Source organism: Chromobacterium sp. CV08 (assembly GCF_051129845.1).
In the GTDB taxonomy this organism is placed as follows: Bacteria; Pseudomonadota; Gammaproteobacteria; order Burkholderiales; family Chromobacteriaceae; genus Chromobacterium.
Genome location: NZ_CP150453.1, coordinates 3531499 through 3550548 on the forward strand (window position 1 = coordinate 3531499; position 19050 = coordinate 3550548).

Genomic DNA, 19050 nt, shown 5'->3' on the forward strand with positions numbered 1-19050 from the left:
GAGAAATGGACATGTCTAGCAATCCTCCGCCCCGCAACCACCATGCCGCCCCGATAGCGGTGATAGGCCTGGCCGCCCTGATGCCCAAGTCCAACAGCCTGAGCGACTACTGGACCAACATCCTCAACGAAACCGACTGCCTGGAGCGGGTTCCGTCGAGCCGCTGGCCGCTGGCGGAATATTTCGACGCCGATCCCGCCGCGCCGGACCGCACCTACTCCGACCGCGGCGGCTTCGTGCCCGACCTGGCGTTCGACCCGCTGCTGTTCGGCCTGCCGCCCAACACCCTCAGCTCCACCGACGCCGCCCAGCTGTACGCGCTGGCGGTGGGACGGCAGGCGCTGCTCGACGCCGGCTACAATCCGGACCCGAACGGCCCCGGCCGCAAGCTGCCCAACAGTCGCTCCGGCATCGTGCTCGGCGTGTCCGGCACCACGATGAAGCTGACGCTGGAAATGGCCAAGCGCAGCGAAATCCCCAAATGGATAGACACGCTGCGTCAGGCCGGCGTCGACGACGGCCTGATAGACAGCGTGGCGCGCGCGATGCGCAGCCACTACCCCAGCTGGACCGAGGACACCTTCCCCGGCTTCCTGGCCAATGTCGTCGCCGGCCGCGTCGCCAACCGCTTCGGCCTGGGCGCCGCCAGCCACACCGTCGACGCCGCCTGCGCCAGCTCGCTGGCCGCGGTCAGGCTGGCCTGCCAGGAACTGCGCAGCGGCGCCGCCGACATCATGGTCACCGGCGGGGTCGACACCGACAACTCCAACGTCGCCTTTCTCAGCTTCAGCAAGACGCCGGCCCTGTCCAAGACCGGCAAGGTGCGTTCCTTCGACGCCGGCGCCGACGGCACGATGATTTCCGAAGGCGTAGGCATGCTGGTGCTGAAGCGGCTGGAGGACGCCGAGGCGGACGGCGACCGCATCTACGGCGTGATCCGCGGCCTCGGCGCGTCCACCGACGCCGCCGGCGGCGCCATCTACGCGCCGCGCAGCGAAGGCCAGGTACGCGCGCTGCACGCCGCCTACGCCGACGCCGGCTTCGACCCTCGCTCGGTCGGCCTGATCGAAGCGCACGCCACCGGCACCGTCGTCGGCGACGCGGTCGAGATAGAATCGCTGGAAGCGGTGCTGGGCGACGCCCCGGCGCCGATCGCGCTGGGCAGCGTCAAGGCCCAGATCGGCCACACCAAGGCGGCGGCCGGCGCGGCCAGCCTGATCAAGGTCATGCTGGCGCTGTACCACAAGGTGATTCCGGCCACGCTGAACGTGCAGGCGCCGAACGCCCGGCTGAAACAGGACGGCGCCTTCTACCTGCCGCGCCGCGCCAAGCCGTGGCCGGCCCCGGCCGACGGTCCGCGCCGCGCCGGCGTCAGCGTGTTCGGCTTCGGCGGCGCCAACCTGCACGTCGCGGTCGAGGAACACCGGGCCGCCCACCCGGCCCCCAGCCACAACGCGTCCGCGCCCATCCTGCTCTACGCCGGCACTCCGGCCGAGCTGGCGCAGCGCTGCCGCGAACTGGCCGGCCGCCTGCTGGCCGGCGACCACGGCGCGCCGCTGTGGCCCGACGCGCCGCCGCCGGCCGGCGCCGCCCGCGTCGGCCTGCTGCCGCGCTCGCTGGACGCCGCGCCCGACTTGCTGAACAGCGCCGCCGACATGCTGGACAAACGGCCCGATCAGGACGCCTGGTCGCTGCCCGCCGGCGTCCACTACCGCCGCCGGGCGGTGGAAGGCGAGGTGGTCGCGGTGTTCAGCGGCCAGGGCTCGCAGACGGTGGGCATGGGCGCGCGCCTGCTGATAGACCAGCCGCAGGTCCGCCAATACTTCGAAGCCTTCGACGAGGCCGGCCGCGCGCGCGGCTTCACCCCGGTGTCGCAGCTGATCTTCGCGCCCGACACCTTCAGCGCCGAACGCGCCGAAGCCCAGCGCGCCGCGCTGACCCACACCCTGTATGCGCAGACCGCGATCGGCGCCTACAGCATGGCCGCCTATTCTGTGCTGCGCGACGCCGGCTTCCAGCCGCGGATGGCCCTGGGCCACAGCTTCGGCGAATTGAGCGCGTTGTGGGCGGCCGGCGTGTTCGACGACGCCGGCTACCGCGCAGCGGTGCTCTCCCGCGGCGACGCGCTGACCCCGCCGGCCGGCGCCGACGCCGGCGGCATGATCGCCATCCAGGCGTCGGCCGAACGGCTGCAGGCGCTGGCCGCTGAGCTGCCCGGCCTCCAGCTGGCCAATCACAACAGCCCGAAGCAGACCGTCGCCGGCGGCGACGCCGCCGCGCTGGAGCATGCGATCGCCGAACTGGCCCGCCACGGCATCCAGGCGACCCGCATCGCCGTGGCCGCCGCCTTCCACACCAGCCACGTCGGCTACGCCTCCGCGCCGTGGCAGGCGGCGCTGCGCGACATCCGGCTGCAGGCGCCCTCGATGCCGGTGCTGGCCAATCTGAACGCCCAGCCCTACCCGGCGGACGGCGAAGGCATACGCTCGCTGCTGGCGCAGCAGCCGTTCAAGGCGGTGCGCTTCCAGCAGCAGATCGAGGCCGCCTACCAGGCCGGCGGACGGATCTTCGTCGAGATCGGCCCGCGCGCCATCCTCACCCGCATGGTCGGCGACATCCTCGGCGACAGGGCCCACATCGCCCTGCCGGTGGCGCACGACCCGGCCGGCGACGACGGCCGGCAAATCCAGGAAGCGATCCTGCGGCTCGCCGTGCTGGGACAGGCGATGCGCCTGGCCTCGCCGGTCCCGCGCAAACCGGCGGCCAGCCCGCTGTCGATACAAGTAGGAGCCCATATCATCCGCACCGCCAATCAACCGGCCTGGCCGGTAGTCGACAAAACCGCCGCCCCGGCCGCCGCTCAGCCGGCCGCGGTTTCCGAACCCGCGTCCGACGGCGCCCAGTTGCTGGCCCAGGTGCACCAGGGCTTCCTGCAGCAGCAGGCCGAGCTGGCTCGCCTGCTGGCCGAGCGCCAGCCGGCGCCGGAGGTGCTGGCCGAAATCCGCCGCGCCCAGGACAAGGTGCTCGCGCTGCACCAGGCCTTCCTCGACAGCCAGCGCCCGGCGGCCGCGAACCCGGCACCGCAGCCCGCTCCCGCCCAGCCGGCGCCCGCCGCCGTCGCTCCGGCGCCGGCGGTCGCCCCGGTTCCCGCTCCCGCTCCGGCCGCGCCGTCGGCCGGGATCAGCCGGCTGCTGCTGGCCACCGTCGCCGACAAGACCGGCTACCCGGTCGACATGCTGTCGCTGGACATGCGTCTCGAGGCCGACCTCGGCGTCGACTCGATCAAGCGCGTCGAAATCCTCTCCAGCGTCCGCGACGCGCTCGGCGTCGCCTCGGCCTCCGCCAGCGACGAGCTGCGCAGCGCCGCCACGCTGGCCGAAATCGCCGCGCTGCTCGGCGGCTACGCCGAACCGGCCCCGGCCCCGGCCCACGCGGCCGCTCCGGCCCAGCCGGTCCAGGCTCCCTCGGTCCAGGCGCCGGCCGCCGCGCCGTCGGCCGACATCAGCCGGCTGCTGCTGGCCACCGTCGCCGACAAGACCGGCTACCCGGTCGACATGCTGTCGCTGGACATGCGTCTCGAGGCCGACCTCGGCGTCGACTCGATCAAGCGCGTCGAAATCCTCTCCAGCGTCCGCGACGCCCTGGGCGTCGCCTCGGCCTCCGCCAGCGACGAGCTGCGCAGCGCCGCCACGTTGGCCGAAATCGCCGCGCTGCTCGGCGGCTACGCCGAACCGGCCCCGGCCCAAGCGGCCGCTCCGGCCCAGCCGGTCCAGGCTACCGCGGCCCAGGCGCCGGCCGCCGCGCCGTCGGCCGGGATCAGCCGGCTGCTGCTGGCCACCGTCGCCGACAAGACCGGCTACCCGGTCGACATGCTGTCGCTGGACATGCGTCTCGAGGCCGACCTCGGCGTCGACTCGATCAAGCGCGTCGAAATCCTCTCCAGCGTCCGCGACGCGCTCGGCGTCGCCTCGGCCTCCGCCAGCGACGAGCTGCGCAGCGCCGCCACGCTGGCCGAGATCGCCTCGCTGCTCGGCGGCTACGCCGAACCGGCCCCGGCGCCGGCCCAAGCGGCCGCTCCGGCCCAGCCTGTCCAGGCTCCCGCGGCCCAGGCACCGGCCGCCGCGCCGTCGGCCGACATCAGCCGGCTGCTGCTGGCCACCGTCGCCGACAAGACCGGCTACCCGGTCGACATGCTGTCGCTGGACATGCGTCTCGAGGCCGACCTCGGCGTCGACTCGATCAAGCGCGTCGAAATCCTCTCCAGCGTCCGCGACGCGCTCGGCGTCGCCTCGGCCTCCGCCAGCGACGAGCTGCGCAGCGCCGCCACGCTGGCCGAGATCGCCGCGCTGCTCGGCGGCTACGCCGAACCGGCGCCGGCCCACGCGGCCGCTCCGGCCCAGCCGGTCCAGCCTCCCGCGGTCCAGGCCCCGCCCGCCGCCGCGCCGTCGGCCGACATCAGCCGGCTGCTGCTGGCCACCGTCGCCGACAAGACCGGCTACCCGGTCGACATGCTGTCGCTGGACATGCGCCTCGAGGCCGACCTCGGCGTCGACTCGATCAAGCGCGTCGAAATCCTCTCCAGCGTCCGCGACGCGCTCGGCGTCGCCTCGGCCTCCGCCAGCGACGAGCTGCGCAGCGCCGCCACGCTGGCCGAGATCGCCGCGCTGCTCGGCGGCTACGCCGAACAGGCCCCGGCCCCGGTACCGGCGCAGGCGCCGGCCTCGCCGTGGCAGGCTCTGCCGGTGGTCGCGGTACCGCTGGCCCCGCCGCAGCCGCATGGCGACAGCCATGCCGGCAAGGTCGTGCTGGTGATAGGCGACGGCAGCGAACTGGCGGCCGAAACGGTGGACCAGCTGGCGCGCGCCGGCTACCGCCCGGTCGCCCTGCACTGGAACGGCTGGATGCGCGCAGGCGCCCCGGTCCGCCCCGCCGGCCAGACGCCGGTGGTCGAAGCCGGCCCGGAACAGCTGGCCGACGCGCTGGAAGCGATTGAAACCGCCAACGGCACGCCGGCCGCCGTCGTGCTGCTGCAAGCGCAGGACCAGCGCCGGGCCAGCCGCCAACGCCTGGGCCAGGCGCTGCTCGCCGCCCGCCAGCTGCTGCCGTGGCTGAACCGCCGCAGCGCGCTGCTGGCGGTCGCCCGCCTGGACGGCCGGCTGGGCACGGCGGGCGCCGCCGACGGCGACCCGGTGGCCGGCGGCCTCGCCGGCCTGGTCAAGACGCTGCGCCACGAAGTGCCGGGCGTGGCCGCCCGCTTCGTCGACCTGGCGCCGCAGCTGCCCGCGGCCCTGGCCGCAGAGCGCCTGCTGCAGGAACTGGCCGACGCCGCGTCCGACGCGGCGGAAACCGGCTGGGACGAACAAGGCCGCTGGACGCTGGACTGCGCGGCCCCCGGCGCAGAAGCCGTCGGCGCCGAGCTGCCGCCGCTGCGCGCCGGCGAACTGGTGCTGGTCACCGGCGGCGCCCGCGGCGTCACCTCGCACTGCGTGCGGGCGCTGGCGCGCCAGGTGCCGGCCCATTTCGTGCTGATCGGCCGCACCGCTCTGCTGGAAAGCGATCCGGCCTGGGCCGTCGGCGTCGACGACAGCGCCGCGCTGAAGAGCAAGGCGCTGCAGCATCTGCGCGCCGCCGGGCAGAGCCCGACGCCGCGCCAGCTGGAAGACAGCTGCCGCGCGGTGCAGGCCGCCCGTGAAGTCCGTGCCACGCTGCGCGCGCTGGCCGATTCCGGCGCGCGGGCCACCTATCTGCCGCTGGACCTCGGCGACGTCGAGGCCACCCGCGCCGCCATCGGCGAGCTGACCGCCCGCCACGGCCGCGTGGCCGCGCTGGTGCACGGCGCCGGCGCCCTGGCCGATCGCCGCATCGCCGACAAGACCGCCGCCGACATCGAAACCGTGTTCCGGCCGAAGCTGGACGGCTTCCTGACGCTGCTGGAGGCGTTGCGCGACGCGCCGCCGGCCCGCATCGCGCTGTTCTCGTCCACCGCCGGCTACTCCGGCAACTTCGGCCAGTCCGATTACGCGATGGCCAACGAGGCGCTCAGCAAGCTGGCCTTCCACCTGCCGCGCCAGACCGGCGGCCGCGTGGTGTCGCTGGCCTGGGGTCCGTGGGAAGGCGGCATGGTAACCCCGGCGCTGCGCCAGATGTTCGCCGAGCGCGGCGTCGGCCTGCTGCCGATCGCCGACGGCGCCGCGGTGTTCAGTGCGGCGCTGAGCGGCAGGCAAGCGGGCGGCTTCCAGTTCGTGGTCGGCGACGTGATGCCGGCCGACAACTCGACAACAGACCAACAGGCCGACCACGGCCGCCGCGCCCCGGCCTACCAGGCTTGAACGGACGCAAACAGGGAGTAATGCATATGATGTTTCCACTGGATATCACAGGCGTCGCCTGCCTGGTGCCGGACGCCGACAGCGTCGATGGATTCTGGCAAAACCTGCTGGCCGGCAAGCGCTCGATCCGCAATGCCGACGAAGCCGACTGGGGCGTGGACCCCACCCGCTTCCTCGGCCCCGGCCGCGGCGTGGCCGACCAGAGCTCCAGCATCGAACTGGCCAAGCCGCGCGGCTATGCCTTCGACGCCAGCGGCTTCCTGCTGCCGGCCGATCTGTTGGCCGCGCAGGATATCTGCATCCAATGGCCGCTGCAGGTAGGCCGCAACGCGCTGCGCGACGCCGGCCTGTGGGGTGAAGACCTCGGGCGAGTGGGCATGGTTCTGGGCAGCTACGCCTGGGCCGCCAGTTCCGCCAGCGACGCCATCACCCGCCCGCTGTACGACGAAGCGCTGGCCAGCGCCTTCGCCGAGGCGGCGCCCGGCCACCCGCTGCGGCTGACCGCCGGCCGCACGCTGAGCGGCACCCACCCCGAATCGGCGCGCGTGTCGGGCGGCATCACCACGCTGACCGCCCGCGCGCTGGGCCTCGGCGGCCCGCGCTACGCGATAGACGCCGCCTGCGCCACCTCGCTGTACGCGATCCACCTGGCCGCGATGCACATCGCCTCCGGCGAGGCGGACGCGATGCTGGTGGTGGCGGCCAACGGCTTCGACACCCTGTTCGCCAACTTCGGCTTCGCCGCCACCCAGGCGCTGCCCGACGGCACGTCCAACCGCCCGTTCGACGCCGACTCCGACGGCGTCGCCCCGGCGGACGGCGCGATGGCGCTGGTGCTGCGCCGTCCGGACACCCACCGCTCGACGGTATACGGCACGATACGCGGCATGGGCCTGTCCAGCGACGGCCGCGGCCAGACCCTGACCGCGCCGAACCCCAAGGGCCAGAAACTGGCCTGCGACCGCGCCTACGAACAGACCGGCATCTCGCCGGACACCGTCGCCTACGTCGAATGCCACGCCACCGGCACCAAGCTCGGCGACCGGGTGGAGCTGGAAACCGTGGCGCGGGTGTTCGGCGAAAACCAGCCGGTGGGCTCGGTCAAGTCCAATGTCGGCCACCTGCTGACGGCCGCCGGCATCGCCGGCCTGGTCAAGACGCTGCTGGCGATGCGCCACGGCGTGATCCCGGCCACCGTCGGCATCGAGAAGCCGCTGTCGCGCGACATCGCCGGCACGCCGGACATCGTGACCCAGGCCGTCCCGTGGCCGGGCGCGCACAAGCGCGCCGCGATCAACGCCTTCGGCTTCGGCGGTGTCAACGCCCATCTGATCGTCGACGGCCCCGGCCAGGCCGCGCCGGAAACGGCGCCGTCGCGCCGCCGCGGCGACGCCGCGCTGCTCACCGGCCTGGGCGCGGCGATAGGCGACTGCCCCGACCTCGACGCGGTGGCGCGCGCGCTGGCCGCCGGCCAGCCGCGGCTGCGGCCGCTGCCGGAAGGCCGCCACGCCGGCATGCCGTTCCCGGCGCCGCAAGGGGCCTACCTCGACCGCGTCGCCATCGACGCGCTGAAGCTGCGGGTGCCGCCGAACGACATCTCGCGCATGTATCCGCAGCAGTTGCTGATGCTGTCGGTCGGCGACGCCGCGCTGCGCGACGCCGGCATCGCGCCGGGCAGCCGCACCGCCGTCATCGTCGCCAGCGCGATGGACCACAGCGGCCACCGGCTGATGGCGCGCTGGGAATCCAGCTGGCGGCTGGAGGACAGCCTGGACGCCGCCGGCTTCCAGCTCAGCGACGAAGAGCGCCGCGGTCTGACCCAGGCGGTGCGCGAATCGCTGCACAATCCGGTGGACGCGGTGGTGATGCTCAGCTACGTCGGCAGCCTGCTGGCCAGCCGCATCGCCGCCACCTGGGACTTCTCCGGCCCCGCCTTCATGCTGACCGGCGACGAAACCGGCGCGCTGCGCGCGATGGAGCTGGGCCGGCGCCTGCTGGCCGAAGGCGAGGCCGACGCGGTGCTGGTCGGCGCCATCGACCTGGCCGGCGCGATTGAAAACCTGATGGTCCGTCAGGCCTGCGGCGCCGACATCTCCGCCCCGGTCGGCGAAGGCGCGTGCGCGCTGGTGCTGGAACCGGCCGACACGGTGCGCGCGCAAGGCCGCGCCGCCTACGCCGAATGGCGCGGCGCCGGCTTCGGCGAATCGGCGCAGGCCGCCGCCGCGGCCATACGCGCCGGCATAGGCCAGGACGCCGCCTGCGCCGGCCTGGTGGAAAGCGCCGGCGAACTGCCGTCCGCCGACCTGCTCGCCGGCCGCCCGGCGCTGTCCAGCGCCGCCGCCGTGTTCGGCCACACCCGGATGACCGCCCCGCTGCTGGGCGTGCTGCACGCCGCGCTGAGCCTGAGCGGGCGCAGCCTGCCGGCCTGGGCCGGCTGGAACGGCGCCCGGATCCCGGCCGGCCTGGAAGAGCGGCACGCCTATGTGCCGACCGACGCCCGCCCCTGGTTCCGCCCGGCCGACGGCCGACGCCTCGCCGCGGTCCTGGCGCGCGACGACGACGGCAGCTCGGCCCAGGCGCTGTTGGCGGAAACGCCGGCGGACATCGCCAACAAGGCGGTGGAACCGGCCCTGCCGCTGCTGCTGCCGCTGGCCGCGGCCGACCGCGACGCGCTGCTGGCGCAACTGGCCGCCCGGATCGCCGAGCTGGAAAAACCGGGCGCCGACGCCGCCGCGCTGTGCCGCGCCGCCGTGCTGGCCCACGATGCGCAGGCGCCGCTGGCGCTGGCGCTGGTGGCAGACAACGCCGCCGGCCTGCTGGAGGAGGCCCGCGCCGCGCTGGCGCAGCTGCCCAAGGCGCAGGCCGACTGGCAATCGCCTCGCGGCAGCCGCTTCTGCCCCGCGCCTTTGGGCCGGGACGGCAAGGTGGCCTTCGTCTATTCGGCGCTGAACACCGCCTTCACCGGCCTCGCCGCCCGCGTCGCCCAGCTGGAGCCGCTGGCCGGCGAGCGCCTGTCCGCCGCCCACCGCGACGCCGCCGCCACCATGCGCAGCGAACAACTGTACCCGCGCCGGCTGGCGCCGCTGGACGCCGAAGGCCGGATGCAGGCCGAGGAGGCGCTGCTGCAGGACAACCCCGCGCTGATCAACGCCGGCATCCTGTCAGGCTGGCTGTACACCACCTTGCTGACCGAGCGCGTCGGCCTGAAGCCGGCGTTCAGTTTCGGCCACAGCCTGGGACAGGCCACGATGATGTTCGCCAGCGGCGCCTGGACGCCGGGCGACGCCTGGCTGGAGCGCCTGCAGGAGCTGGACGGCTCGCTGACCCGCCTGTCCGGCGACAAGCAGGCGGTGCGCGAGGCCTGGCAGCTGGCCGACGACCAGCCGGTGGACTGGGTCAACTACCTGGTACTGGCCCCCGCGGCCGACGTGGTCGAGGCCGCCAGACAGGAGACCCGCGCCTACGTCAGCCTGATCAACTCGCCGGATGAAGTGACCCTGGTCGGCGAACGCGCCGCCTGCGACCGCATCCTGCAGCGCCTGGGCGCGGAAGCGGTGCCGGCGCCGGACAGCCTGGCCATGCATTGCGCGCCGGCCGAGCGCGAGCGCGCCGTCATCGCCGGGCGTTTCACCGCCCAGCTGGGCGCCCGCCCGGAAGGCCTGCTGTTCGCCGGCGGCGCCCCCGCCGCCTGGACGCCGGACGCGGTGGCCGAACGCGTCGCCGACGATCTGGTTTCGCCGCTGGACTTCCCGGCGCTGGTGGACCGGGCCTACGCGCAAGGCGCGCGGCTGTTCCTCGAGCTGGGCCCCGGCGGCAACTGCAGCCGCTGGATAGGCAAGACGCTGCGCGACCGCCCGCACGCCGCCTTCGCGCTGGCCCGTCGCGACCAGGACGACGCCGCGATGCTGGCCAAGCTGCTGGCGCTGCTGGTGGCCCAGCGCGTGCCGCTGGACCTGGCCGCCGCGCTGCGCGTCAAGCCCGAAGAGAAAAAGCCGGCCCTGCTCAAGGACCTGACGTTCTGCCGCCCGCCGATCGCCGCCACGCTGGCGGAGGCGCTGCGCAAGCAGGGCCTGGACCAGGCGCTGGCCCGTCCGTCGAAAACGCCAACCCTCGAACCCGCAAGCGATATGACCACCATCCCGACCCAGACCGCCCAGCCGGCCGACGCCGCGCTGCGACAACTGACAGAGCAAGCCGAACGGCACCGCGCCGAACTGGCCGCCAGCCACGCCTCGCTCGCCAACCTGCTGGCCGGCAAGCCCGCCGCCGACCCGGCCGCCGCGCCGAAACGCCCGCCGCTGTTCAACGAAGGCGACATCATGGAATTCGCCGAAGGGCGCGTCGCCAACGTGCTGGGACCGAAGTTCGCCGAAATCGACCGGCTGCCGCGCCGCGTGCGGGTGCCCGGTGCGCCGTTCATGGCCGTCAGCCGCGTCACCGCGCTGTCCGGCACCTACGGCAAGCTGGAGGACAGCCGCATCCGCACCGAGTACGACATCCCGAAGCCGGCCTGGAACGCCGTGGACGGCCAGGTCTCCTATCTGTCGCTGGACGCCCAGGGCGTGCTGTTCCTGGTCGGCTGGCTGGGCATAGACTTTGAAAACCGCGGCAACCGCGCCTACCGCTGGCTGGACGCGCAGCTGACCTATCTGGATGCGATGCCGCAGGCCGGCCAGTGCGTCGAGTACGACATCCACATCACCCAGTCCTTCCGCAACGGCGAAGCCACCTTGTTCAAGACCGACTTCCTGGCAAGCGTGGACGGCCGCCCGGCGCTGAAGATAGACCATTGCACCGCCGGCTTCTTCACCTACGAGGAACTGAGCAAGGGCGCCGGCATCACCGACCAGCACCGCACCCCGCGCAAGGTGACGCAAACCGCCTTCACGCCGCCGCTGGCGCCGCCGCGCCGCTCGCTGGACGGCGCCGACCTGCTGGCGATCTCGCGCGGCGAGATCGCCCAGGTGCTGTCGCCGGCACACGCCAGCGGCGGCCGCAACCCGTCGCTGCGCCTGCCGCCGGCGGCCATCCAGTTCATCGACCGCGTCACCAGCATCGAACCGGCCGGCGGCGCCCACGGCCTGGGCGGCTGCGAGGCCGAATTCCAGGTGAACCCGCAACACTGGGCGATACGCGCCCACTTCAAGGACGATCCCATCTTCCCCGGCCCGTGCATGATGGAGGGCGCCTTCCAGCTGCTGCAGATCTACGCGCTGTCGCTGGGCCTGCAGACCGCCGTCACCGGCGCGCGCTTCCAGCCGCTGCCGCACCGCCCGTCGCTGGTGCGCTTCCGCGCCCAGGTGCTGCCGCAGAACCAGACCTTCACCTACCGCGCCGACATCGTCGAAATCGGCATGACGCCGGAACCCTACCTGATCGCCGACATCGACCTGGTGGACAACGGCCGCGTGATGGGCCGGGTCGAAGGACTGGGCATACGGCTGACCGGCCAGCCGGCGTTGCCGCAAGCCGCGGCCGTCGCGGCGCAAACCCAGGGAGCGGCACTATGAACCAGGCCTCCTCCCCCATCGCCCGCGGCGCCGAGCAACTGGGCAGCGCCGCCTTCCGCCAGCGCCACGGACTGCGCCTGGCCTATATGGCCGGCGCGATGGCCAACGGCATCGCCGGCGAAGAACTGGTGATCGCGCTGAGCCGCGCCGGCTGCCTGGCCAGCTTCGGCGCCGCCGGCCTCAGCCTGGAACGGGTCGGCGACGCCATCGCCCGTCTGCGCGCCGAGCTGCCCGGCAAGCCGCTGTGCTTCAACCTGATCCACACCCCGGACGATCCGGCGCTGGAGCGCGCGCTGGTCGACCTCTACCTGCGCCACGGCGTGGAGACCATCGAGGCCTCGGCCTTCATGGCACTGAGCCCGGCCATCGTGCTGTATCGCGCCAAGGGCGCCCGCCTCGACGACGCGGGCAATGCGGTGGCGCGCCAGCGCGTGATCGCCAAGGTGTCGCGCCGCGAGGTCGCCGAGCCCTTCTTCCGCCCGGCGCCGGACGCCATCCTGGACGCGCTGCAGGCGGCGGGCGAGCTGAGCGCGCAGGAAGCGGCGGCCGCCCGGCTGCTGCCGGTGGCCGACGACGTCACCGTCGAGGCCGACTCCGGCGGCCACACCGACCGCCAGTCGCTGGTCTGCGCGCTGCCGGCGCTGGCGCTGCTGCGCCGCCGCGTGGCCGAGGTCTTCCCCGCCGCGGCGCGGGTCGGCCTCGGCGCGGCCGGCGGCATCAGCACCCCGGCGGCCATCGCCGCCGCCTTCGCGATGGGCGCCGACTACGTCGTCACCGGCTCGGTCAACCAGGCCTGCGTCGAATCCGCCACCTCGCCGGCGGTGCGCAAGCTGCTGGCCGACGCCGACCTGGCCGACGTGACCATGGCCCCGGCCGCCGACATGTTCGAACTGGGCGTGCAGGTGCAGGTGCTCAAGCGCGGCACGCTGTTCGCCGTGCGCGGCGCGCAGCTGGCCGAGCTGTACCGCGCCCACCCGTCGCTGCAGGCGATCCCGCCGGCCGACCTGGCGCGGCTGGAACAGCAGCTGTTCCGCCAGCCGCTCGCCGCGGTGGAGGCCGAGACGCTGGCTTTCTGGCAGCAGCGCAATCCGGCGCTCGCCGAGCAGGCCAGCCGCGAACCGAAAGTGCTGATGGGCCTGGTGTTCCGCTGGTATTTAGGCCAGTCGTCGCGCTGGGCGATACAGGGCGCGCCGGAGCGGACGCTGGACTACCAGGTCTGGTGCGGACCGGCGATGGGCGCCTTCAACGCCTGGGCGGCCGGCACGCCGTTCGCCGACCCGGCCGCGCGCCGGGCGGCCGCGGTGGCCGACGCGCTGATGCAGGCGGCGGCGCAAACGCTGTCGCGGCCGGCGCCGGCCGCGCCCGCCGCCCCTGCCGTGCAAGCCCCGCCGCCGCAGGCTTTGCGGCCGGAGCCGGCCCCGGCGGCCGCGCCGCCGGCCTCATTCTCGGCCGAGGACATCCAGGAGTGGCTGATGGAGCAGATCGCCTCCCAGCTGGATCTTTCGCCGGACGACATCGATCCGCGCCGCACCTTCGAAAGCTACACGCTGGACTCCACCCGCGCGCTGCTGATCCTCACCCGGCTGGAGAAGCGGCTGGCGTTGAAGCTGTCGCCGACGCTGATCTGGAACTACCCGACGATAGAGACACTGGCGACACAATTATGCAAAATGGTATCAGCCAAGAAAGTTGACATGCCATCGGCACAGTAAGGCAGCCGCCCCGGCCGGACTTCGCGCCGCGCCGGGGCGGCCCCGCACAGATTCAGACCGAACCAGGAATCCGCATCATGATCTCGTCCCATCAGACCGCGTCATCGCTACCGCCAGCCTTGCACGACACCGGCAACTGGCTGATCTTCCGCAAGCCGCGCCCCAAGGCCGAACTGCGGCTGCTCTGCTTCCACCACGCAGGCGGCGCGGCGCTGGCCTATCGCAGCTGGACCGATCGCATGCCGGACTTCATCGACGTCTGCCCGGTGCAGTTGCCGGGACGCGGCACGCGCTACGGCGAGAACGCCTATACCCGCGTGGAACGCCTGGTTCCGTCGCTGCTGCGGGCGATACGCCCGCTGCTGGACCGCCCGGTGGCGCTGTTCGGCCACAGCATGGGCGCCGCGCTGGCATTCGCCACCGCCCAGGCGCTGGAGCGCAGCCAGGCGCAGGTGCTGCACCTGTTCGCCTCCGGCCGCCGCCCGCCGCTGCCGGAATACCGCACCCAGCTGCACCGGATGGGCGACGCCGAGCTGACCGCCTATCTGCGCCAGCTGGGCGGCACGCCGGAAATCGTGTTCCAGGAGGAGGAACTGAAGCAGGCGGTGTTCTCGCTGCTTCGCGCCGACCTGGAAATGAACGACCACTTCCAGGCCTCGTCGCCGCTGCTGAACGTACCGATCACCGCGCTGGGCGGCGACAGCGACGAACACGTGCCGGTCGAGGCGCTGGAGGACTGGCGGCGCCTGACCCACTCCGGCTTCAGCCGCCAGTTGTTCAACGGCGGGCACTTCTTCGTCCGCGACATGGAAACCGCCGTGATCCAGCACGTGAGCTCCACGCTGTCGGCCAGCGCGGCCTGCCCGTCGTGAGCGCGCTGCGGCAGGCGCTGGCCGCCTCCGACGCGGCGATAGACGTGATCGCCGTCCCGCTGGACGGACCGCATTGCCCGGACGCGCTGTCGCCGGACGAGCGCCGGCACGCCGGACGCTTCGTCCGCCCGCGCGACGGCGCCCGCTACGCAGCCGCCCGCAACGCGCTGCGCCACCTGCTGGCCGCCGCGCTGGACGCCGACCCCGCCGCGCTGGAATTCGCCTCCGAAGGCGGCGGCAAGCCCTGGCTGCCGGCCCACCCGGAGCTGGGCTTCAACCTCAGCCATTCCGGCGACGCCGCCCTGGTGGCGCTGGCGCGCGGGCTGCGGCTGGGCGTGGACCTGGAACAGCGCCGGCGCGACGGCCGCGAGCTGGAGTGGCGGGGCATCGCCGAATCGTACTTCAGCGCGCGCGAACGGCTGGCGCTGGCCGGCGGGGACGCCACGCGGCGCTTCCTGCGGATGTGGACCGCCAAGGAGGCGGTGCTGAAGGCGATAGGCAGCGGCCTGTCCGGGCTGGCCGACGTGGAAATCGCGCTGGACGAGGCCGACCGGCCTCGGCTGCTGTCGGCCCACTGCGGCGAATGGCGGCTGCAGGCGCTGGAGACGGAAGACGGCCACGCCGCCGCGCTGGCCCACGACGGCCCGCCCCGCCCGCTGCGCCGATGGCGCGCGCAAGACTTCACCCTATCCTTCCCCACTTGAGAGGACTCGACTCATGTCCAAGCTGCTTGAAGCGTTTCTGGCGTCCAACGCCTCCTATCCGGTCCTGTACAGCCAACTGACCGGGCTGATAGGCGAAGCCGCCCACCTGCCGCCGCCGGCCCGCGAGGCCGGCAGCCCGCTGCGGCTGCTGTTCGCCGGCTATGCCGGCGGCGGCAACACCGGCTCCGACGTGCGGGTGGCCGAAATGATACGCCAGGTGCGCGCCATCCTCGGCCGCGACCGGGTCCAGATCGGCCTGGTCGGCACCGGCGTGGAACTGCCGGAAGACCTGCAGGACGACGTCAAGCTCGAACTGGTGCAGGACTACTTCCCGGAATTCCTGATCCGCACCATACGCGAGTACGACGGCGTGATCGCCTGCGACGGCTCCATGTTCAAATCCAATCTGTGCTGCATGCTGTCGGCGATGCTGGGCGGCGCGCTGGGCATGGCGGTCGCCAGCGGCCGGCTGGCGGTGGGCTACGGCGCCGAAGCCGGCAAGATGGAGCCGGAGCTGTCGGCCTTCATCGCCAGCCTCGGCAGCGGCCCGCTGATCCTGTGCCGCAACGAGGAATCCAAGGCCGTGCTGGAGCCGCTGGGCCTGCGCGCCACCGGCGGCGCCGATACCGCCTGGACCTATAGGGCGGAGCCGGCCGACGCGGTCCACGAACGGCTGGTACGGCTGGGCCTGGCCGACTTCCCGCTCTTGGCCGTGTGCCCGATGAACCCGTTCTGGTGGCCGGTGAAACCCGACCTGGTCAAGGCCCAGGAAATGGCCGAGACCGGCGCGCACAGCGAGCTCTTCTTCGGCAGCATCCTGTTCCACCCCGACAATGAATCGATACGCAGCCGCTACAACGCCTATCTGGACGCGCTGGCCCATGCCGCGCGCCAATGGCAGCGCGACACCGGCGGCGGCGTGCTGATCATAGGCATGGACAAGGTGGACCGCGCCGCCTGCAAGGACCTGGCCTCGCGCTTCGAACAGGCGCCGCCCATCGTCGCCAGCGGCGACATGCCGCCGCGCGCCATCGTCGGCCTGCTGCGCGCCGCCGACCTGCTGCTCAGCTCGCGCTTCCACGCCATCGTCACCAGCATGGAGGCCGGCGTGCCGGCGGTGGGCGTCAGCATGGACGAGCGCATCGCCAATCTCTTGGGCAAGGACGAGATCGGCCGCCGCCTGCTGAAGGTGGACGCGCCGGACCTGGCGGACAAGCTGGTGGCCTCGCTGCGCTACGCCGAAACCCACCGCCTGGACATTTCGCGCCAGACCCGCCGGTCGGTGGCCGGCCACCTGCGCGAGATGGCCGAGATGGGACGCCGCTTCGCCGACGAAGTGCGTCGCTTCCACCCCGACATCGAGACGCCGGCCGACGACGCGCACTGGACCGCCTTCCTGCCGGAAATCAGCCCGGAGCTGCATAATCTGATCGCCCAGCACAGCTAGCGCGGCAAACCGCCGGGCCCTGTTCGAATTGACAGGGGGGCGGCACCCAGGCGCGTCCGGACAATCAACATATTGCCACCGGCGCGCAAGCGCCCCCCGTCAACCCCACCCCACCGCCTCCCGGCAGGCGATGGAGCCGTTTTCATCCGGAGATTTCCATGGCGAACCCCAGTCCCATATCCGCCATTCGCGCGCCGCGCCGCAGCCGTCTCGCCTTGCCGACGCTGTTGATCGTCGCCGGCCTGGCCGCCTGTTCGACGCCCAAGCCCAACGAAAGGGTGACCGGCGACGGCGGCAGCCGCTTGCTCAAACTCAGCTCCAAGCAAGTCACCGTCGATCTCACCCCCGCCGAGGAGCAGACGCTGTCCCAGATCCAGGACAAGACCTACCCGCGCGTGCGGGGCCCGTCCGCCGTCAACGCCAGCAGCTCCGCGCTGCAGGCGATGGGCTTCAAGCCGGTCACGGCCGACAAGGAGACCATGCTGGTGGAGGGCGAACTCAACCGCGTCGTCGGCGTGCGCTGGCGCGAGGCCATACGCGCCATCTTCAAGGCCAAGGGCATCCCGCTGCAGGCCAAGCCCGACCATGAAAGCGTCAACGCGCTGGTGACGGTGCGTCCCGCCCAGAACGGCGAGACGCTGGTGCGCGCCCGCTTCAGGGTCACCATCTGGGACACCAACGGCGACTCCAAGACCTCCACCGTGACCGACCCGAAGATGTACGACCGCTTCTTCTCGCTGTTGCAGGACTCCCTGTCCGGCAAGCTGTCCTGACGCCGGCAACGGCATAGGCCCGCGCCGTTTCCGTCCCCGCCCCGTTGCCGGCTGTCCGCCGCGGCGCAAGGATTCGACTGCCCCCCGGCGTCAAAAACGACACGCCCCGCGCCTGGACGGCGCGGGGCGTGCTTTATCGAAACGCGGCCGGCTTAGAAGAACACCAGCGTCAGCAGCAGGAAGCAAGGCAGCAGCACGGCGCCGGACCACAGCATATAGCCGAAGAAACCCGGCATCTTGACGTGGCGGTGTTCGGCGATGGCCTTGACCATGAAGTTGGGCGCATTGCCGATATAGGTCATCGCGCCCATGAAGACCGCGCCCATCGAGATCGCCAGCAGCGTGCCGGCCATCGGCCCCATCATCGTCGCCGCGTCGCCGGAAGCCAGATTGAAGAACACCAGATAGGTCGGCGCGTTGTCGAGGAAACTGGACAGGATGCCGGTCATCCAGAAATACATGATGTCCAGCGGCTGGCTGTCCGGTCCCGACACCGTCTGCACCAGGCCGGCCAGCGCGCCGTGCTCGCCGGCGCGCAGGATGGCGATCACCGGCGCGATGGTGATGAAGATGCCGGCGAACAGCTTGCCCACCTCCAGTATCGGCAGCCAGTTGAACTCGTTGCCTGCCCGGACCTGCTTAGGCGTGATCCACAGCGAGACCAGCGCCAGCAGCAGCAGGATGGCGTCGCGCAGCAGGTTCTGCCATTCCAGGTGGACGCCGGGCAGATCGACGGCGACGCCGGGCTTCCACAGCCCCGACATCAGCACCGCGGCCACCACGCCGGCCAACAGCCAGAAATTGCGCTTGCCGTGCAGCTTCAACGGCTTGTCGCGGCTGGTATCGACAGGCTTCAGTGTCCCCTCCGCCGCCTCCCTGGCGAACAGATGGCGATCCAGGAAGTAGAAGATCGTCAGCAACAGCACCGACAGCGACAGCACCGGCGCCAGCATGTGCAGGAAGGTCCAGCCGAAGGTCACGCCCTTCAGGAAGCCGAGAAACAGCGGCGGATCGCCGAGCGGCGTCAGGCCGCCGCCGATATTGGCCACCAGGAAGATGAAGAACACCACCACGTGCACATTGCGCTTGCGGCCCTCGTTGGCGCGCAGCAGCGGACGGATCAGCAGCATCGCCGCGCCGGTGGTGCCCATCACCGACGCCAGCGCGGTGCCTATCGCCAGCAGCGCGGTGTTCAGCCTGGGCGAGCCGTGCAGCGACCCCCATACCAGGATGCCGCCGGACACCGTGTACAGCGCGAACAGCAGGGCGATGAAGGGGATGTATTCGGTGAACAGCGCGTGCAGCAGCAGCGCGCCGGTCTGGCCGAGACCGAAGGAGACGGCGAAAGGCAGCAGGAACAGCGCGGTCCAGACCGCGGTGATCTTGCCGAAATGATGGTGCCAGATGCCGGGGGCCAGCATCGGAAACAAGGCGATGGACAACAGGATGCCGGCGAACGGCGCGGCCCAGCCCAGGCTGAGGGCGGCGCCGTCCAGGTCGGCGGCTCGAGCGAGGGCGGGCAGCAGCAAGCCGCCCGCCAGTGCGATCAGTTTTTTATTCATCAGTCCTTCCCGAACGGGCAACTGCCCGTGATGCCAAAACGCAGCCGCGGCTGCCGGAACATTCCCGGTTGTTGTTGGAAGCCGGCGCGCCGGCTTCCGGGTGCCGGCGCGCCCGGGCGGCCCCTCCCGCCCGTGGCCGGC

8 protein-coding genes are annotated in these 19050 nt (G+C 72.3%); 7 read left to right on the plus strand and 1 reads right to left on the minus strand.

All coding sequences use genetic code 11. From position 1 onward, the window contains the following. Positions 1 to 11 precede the first annotated feature (11 nt). From WNM05_RS16260 to WNM05_RS16290, 7 genes are all read left to right on the plus strand, one after another. On the plus strand, positions 12 to 6329 hold the full coding sequence (locus WNM05_RS16260) for an SDR family NAD(P)-dependent oxidoreductase (protein ID WP_434628779.1): 6318 nt from the start codon (positions 12 to 14) through the stop codon (positions 6327 to 6329). Between the two features lie 26 nt (positions 6330 to 6355). Next, complete coding sequence (locus WNM05_RS16265) at positions 6356 to 11839, plus strand: beta-ketoacyl synthase N-terminal-like domain-containing protein (RefSeq protein ID WP_434628781.1); 5484 nt, start codon at positions 6356 to 6358, stop codon at positions 11837 to 11839. Continuing rightward, positions 11836 to 13551, plus strand: coding sequence for a PfaD family polyunsaturated fatty acid/polyketide biosynthesis protein (locus WNM05_RS16270; protein ID WP_434628783.1), 1716 nt, complete (start codon positions 11836 to 11838; stop codon positions 13549 to 13551). Before WNM05_RS16265 ends, WNM05_RS16270 begins: the two co-directional genes overlap by 4 nt. Before the next feature lie 77 nt (positions 13552 to 13628). Next, a complete protein-coding gene (locus WNM05_RS16275; RefSeq protein ID WP_434628785.1) occupies positions 13629 to 14423 on the plus strand; it encodes a thioesterase II family protein in 795 nt (264 codons plus the stop codon). After that, entirely contained in the window at positions 14420 to 15127 is a 708-nt protein-coding gene (locus tag WNM05_RS16280; RefSeq protein WP_434628787.1) for a 4'-phosphopantetheinyl transferase family protein, read from the plus strand. Before WNM05_RS16275 ends, WNM05_RS16280 begins: the two co-directional genes overlap by 4 nt. Positions 15128 to 15140: 13 nt before the next feature. Beyond that, positions 15141 to 16574 (plus strand): polysaccharide pyruvyl transferase family protein, encoded by a 1434-nt coding sequence (locus WNM05_RS16285; protein ID WP_434628789.1) that lies wholly within the window; start codon positions 15141 to 15143, stop codon positions 16572 to 16574. Between the two features lie 158 nt (positions 16575 to 16732). Beyond that, positions 16733 to 17347, plus strand: a complete 615-nt coding sequence (locus WNM05_RS16290; RefSeq protein ID WP_434628791.1) for a hypothetical protein — start codon at positions 16733 to 16735, stop codon at positions 17345 to 17347. A 152-nt stretch (positions 17348 to 17499) separates the two neighbouring features. Here the strand turns inward: WNM05_RS16290 and WNM05_RS16295 are convergent, their stop codons facing one another. After that, positions 17500 to 18909 (minus strand): sodium:proton antiporter, encoded by a 1410-nt coding sequence (locus WNM05_RS16295; protein ID WP_434628793.1) that lies wholly within the window; start codon positions 18907 to 18909, stop codon positions 17500 to 17502. Positions 18910 to 19050: the final 141 nt, after the last annotated feature.

Excerpts from the sequence above, each read along its gene's own strand:
- WNM05_RS16260 (WP_434628779.1), top strand. The coding sequence starts at position 12 with ATGTCTAGCAATCCTCCGCCCCGCAACCACCATGCCGCCCCGATAGCG.
- WNM05_RS16265 (WP_434628781.1), top strand. The coding sequence starts at position 6,356 with ATGATGTTTCCACTGGATATCACAGGCGTCGCCTGCCTGGTGCCGGAC.
- WNM05_RS16270 (WP_434628783.1), top strand. The coding sequence starts at position 11,836 with ATGAACCAGGCCTCCTCCCCCATCGCCCGCGGCGCCGAGCAACTGGGC.
- WNM05_RS16275 (WP_434628785.1), top strand. The coding sequence starts at position 13,629 with ATGATCTCGTCCCATCAGACCGCGTCATCGCTACCGCCAGCCTTGCAC.
- WNM05_RS16285 (WP_434628789.1), top strand. The coding sequence starts at position 15,141 with ATGTCCAAGCTGCTTGAAGCGTTTCTGGCGTCCAACGCCTCCTATCCG.
- WNM05_RS16290 (WP_434628791.1), top strand. The coding sequence starts at position 16,733 with ATGGCGAACCCCAGTCCCATATCCGCCATTCGCGCGCCGCGCCGCAGC.
- WNM05_RS16295 (WP_434628793.1), bottom strand. The coding sequence starts at position 18,909 with ATGAATAAAAAACTGATCGCACTGGCGGGCGGCTTGCTGCTGCCCGCC.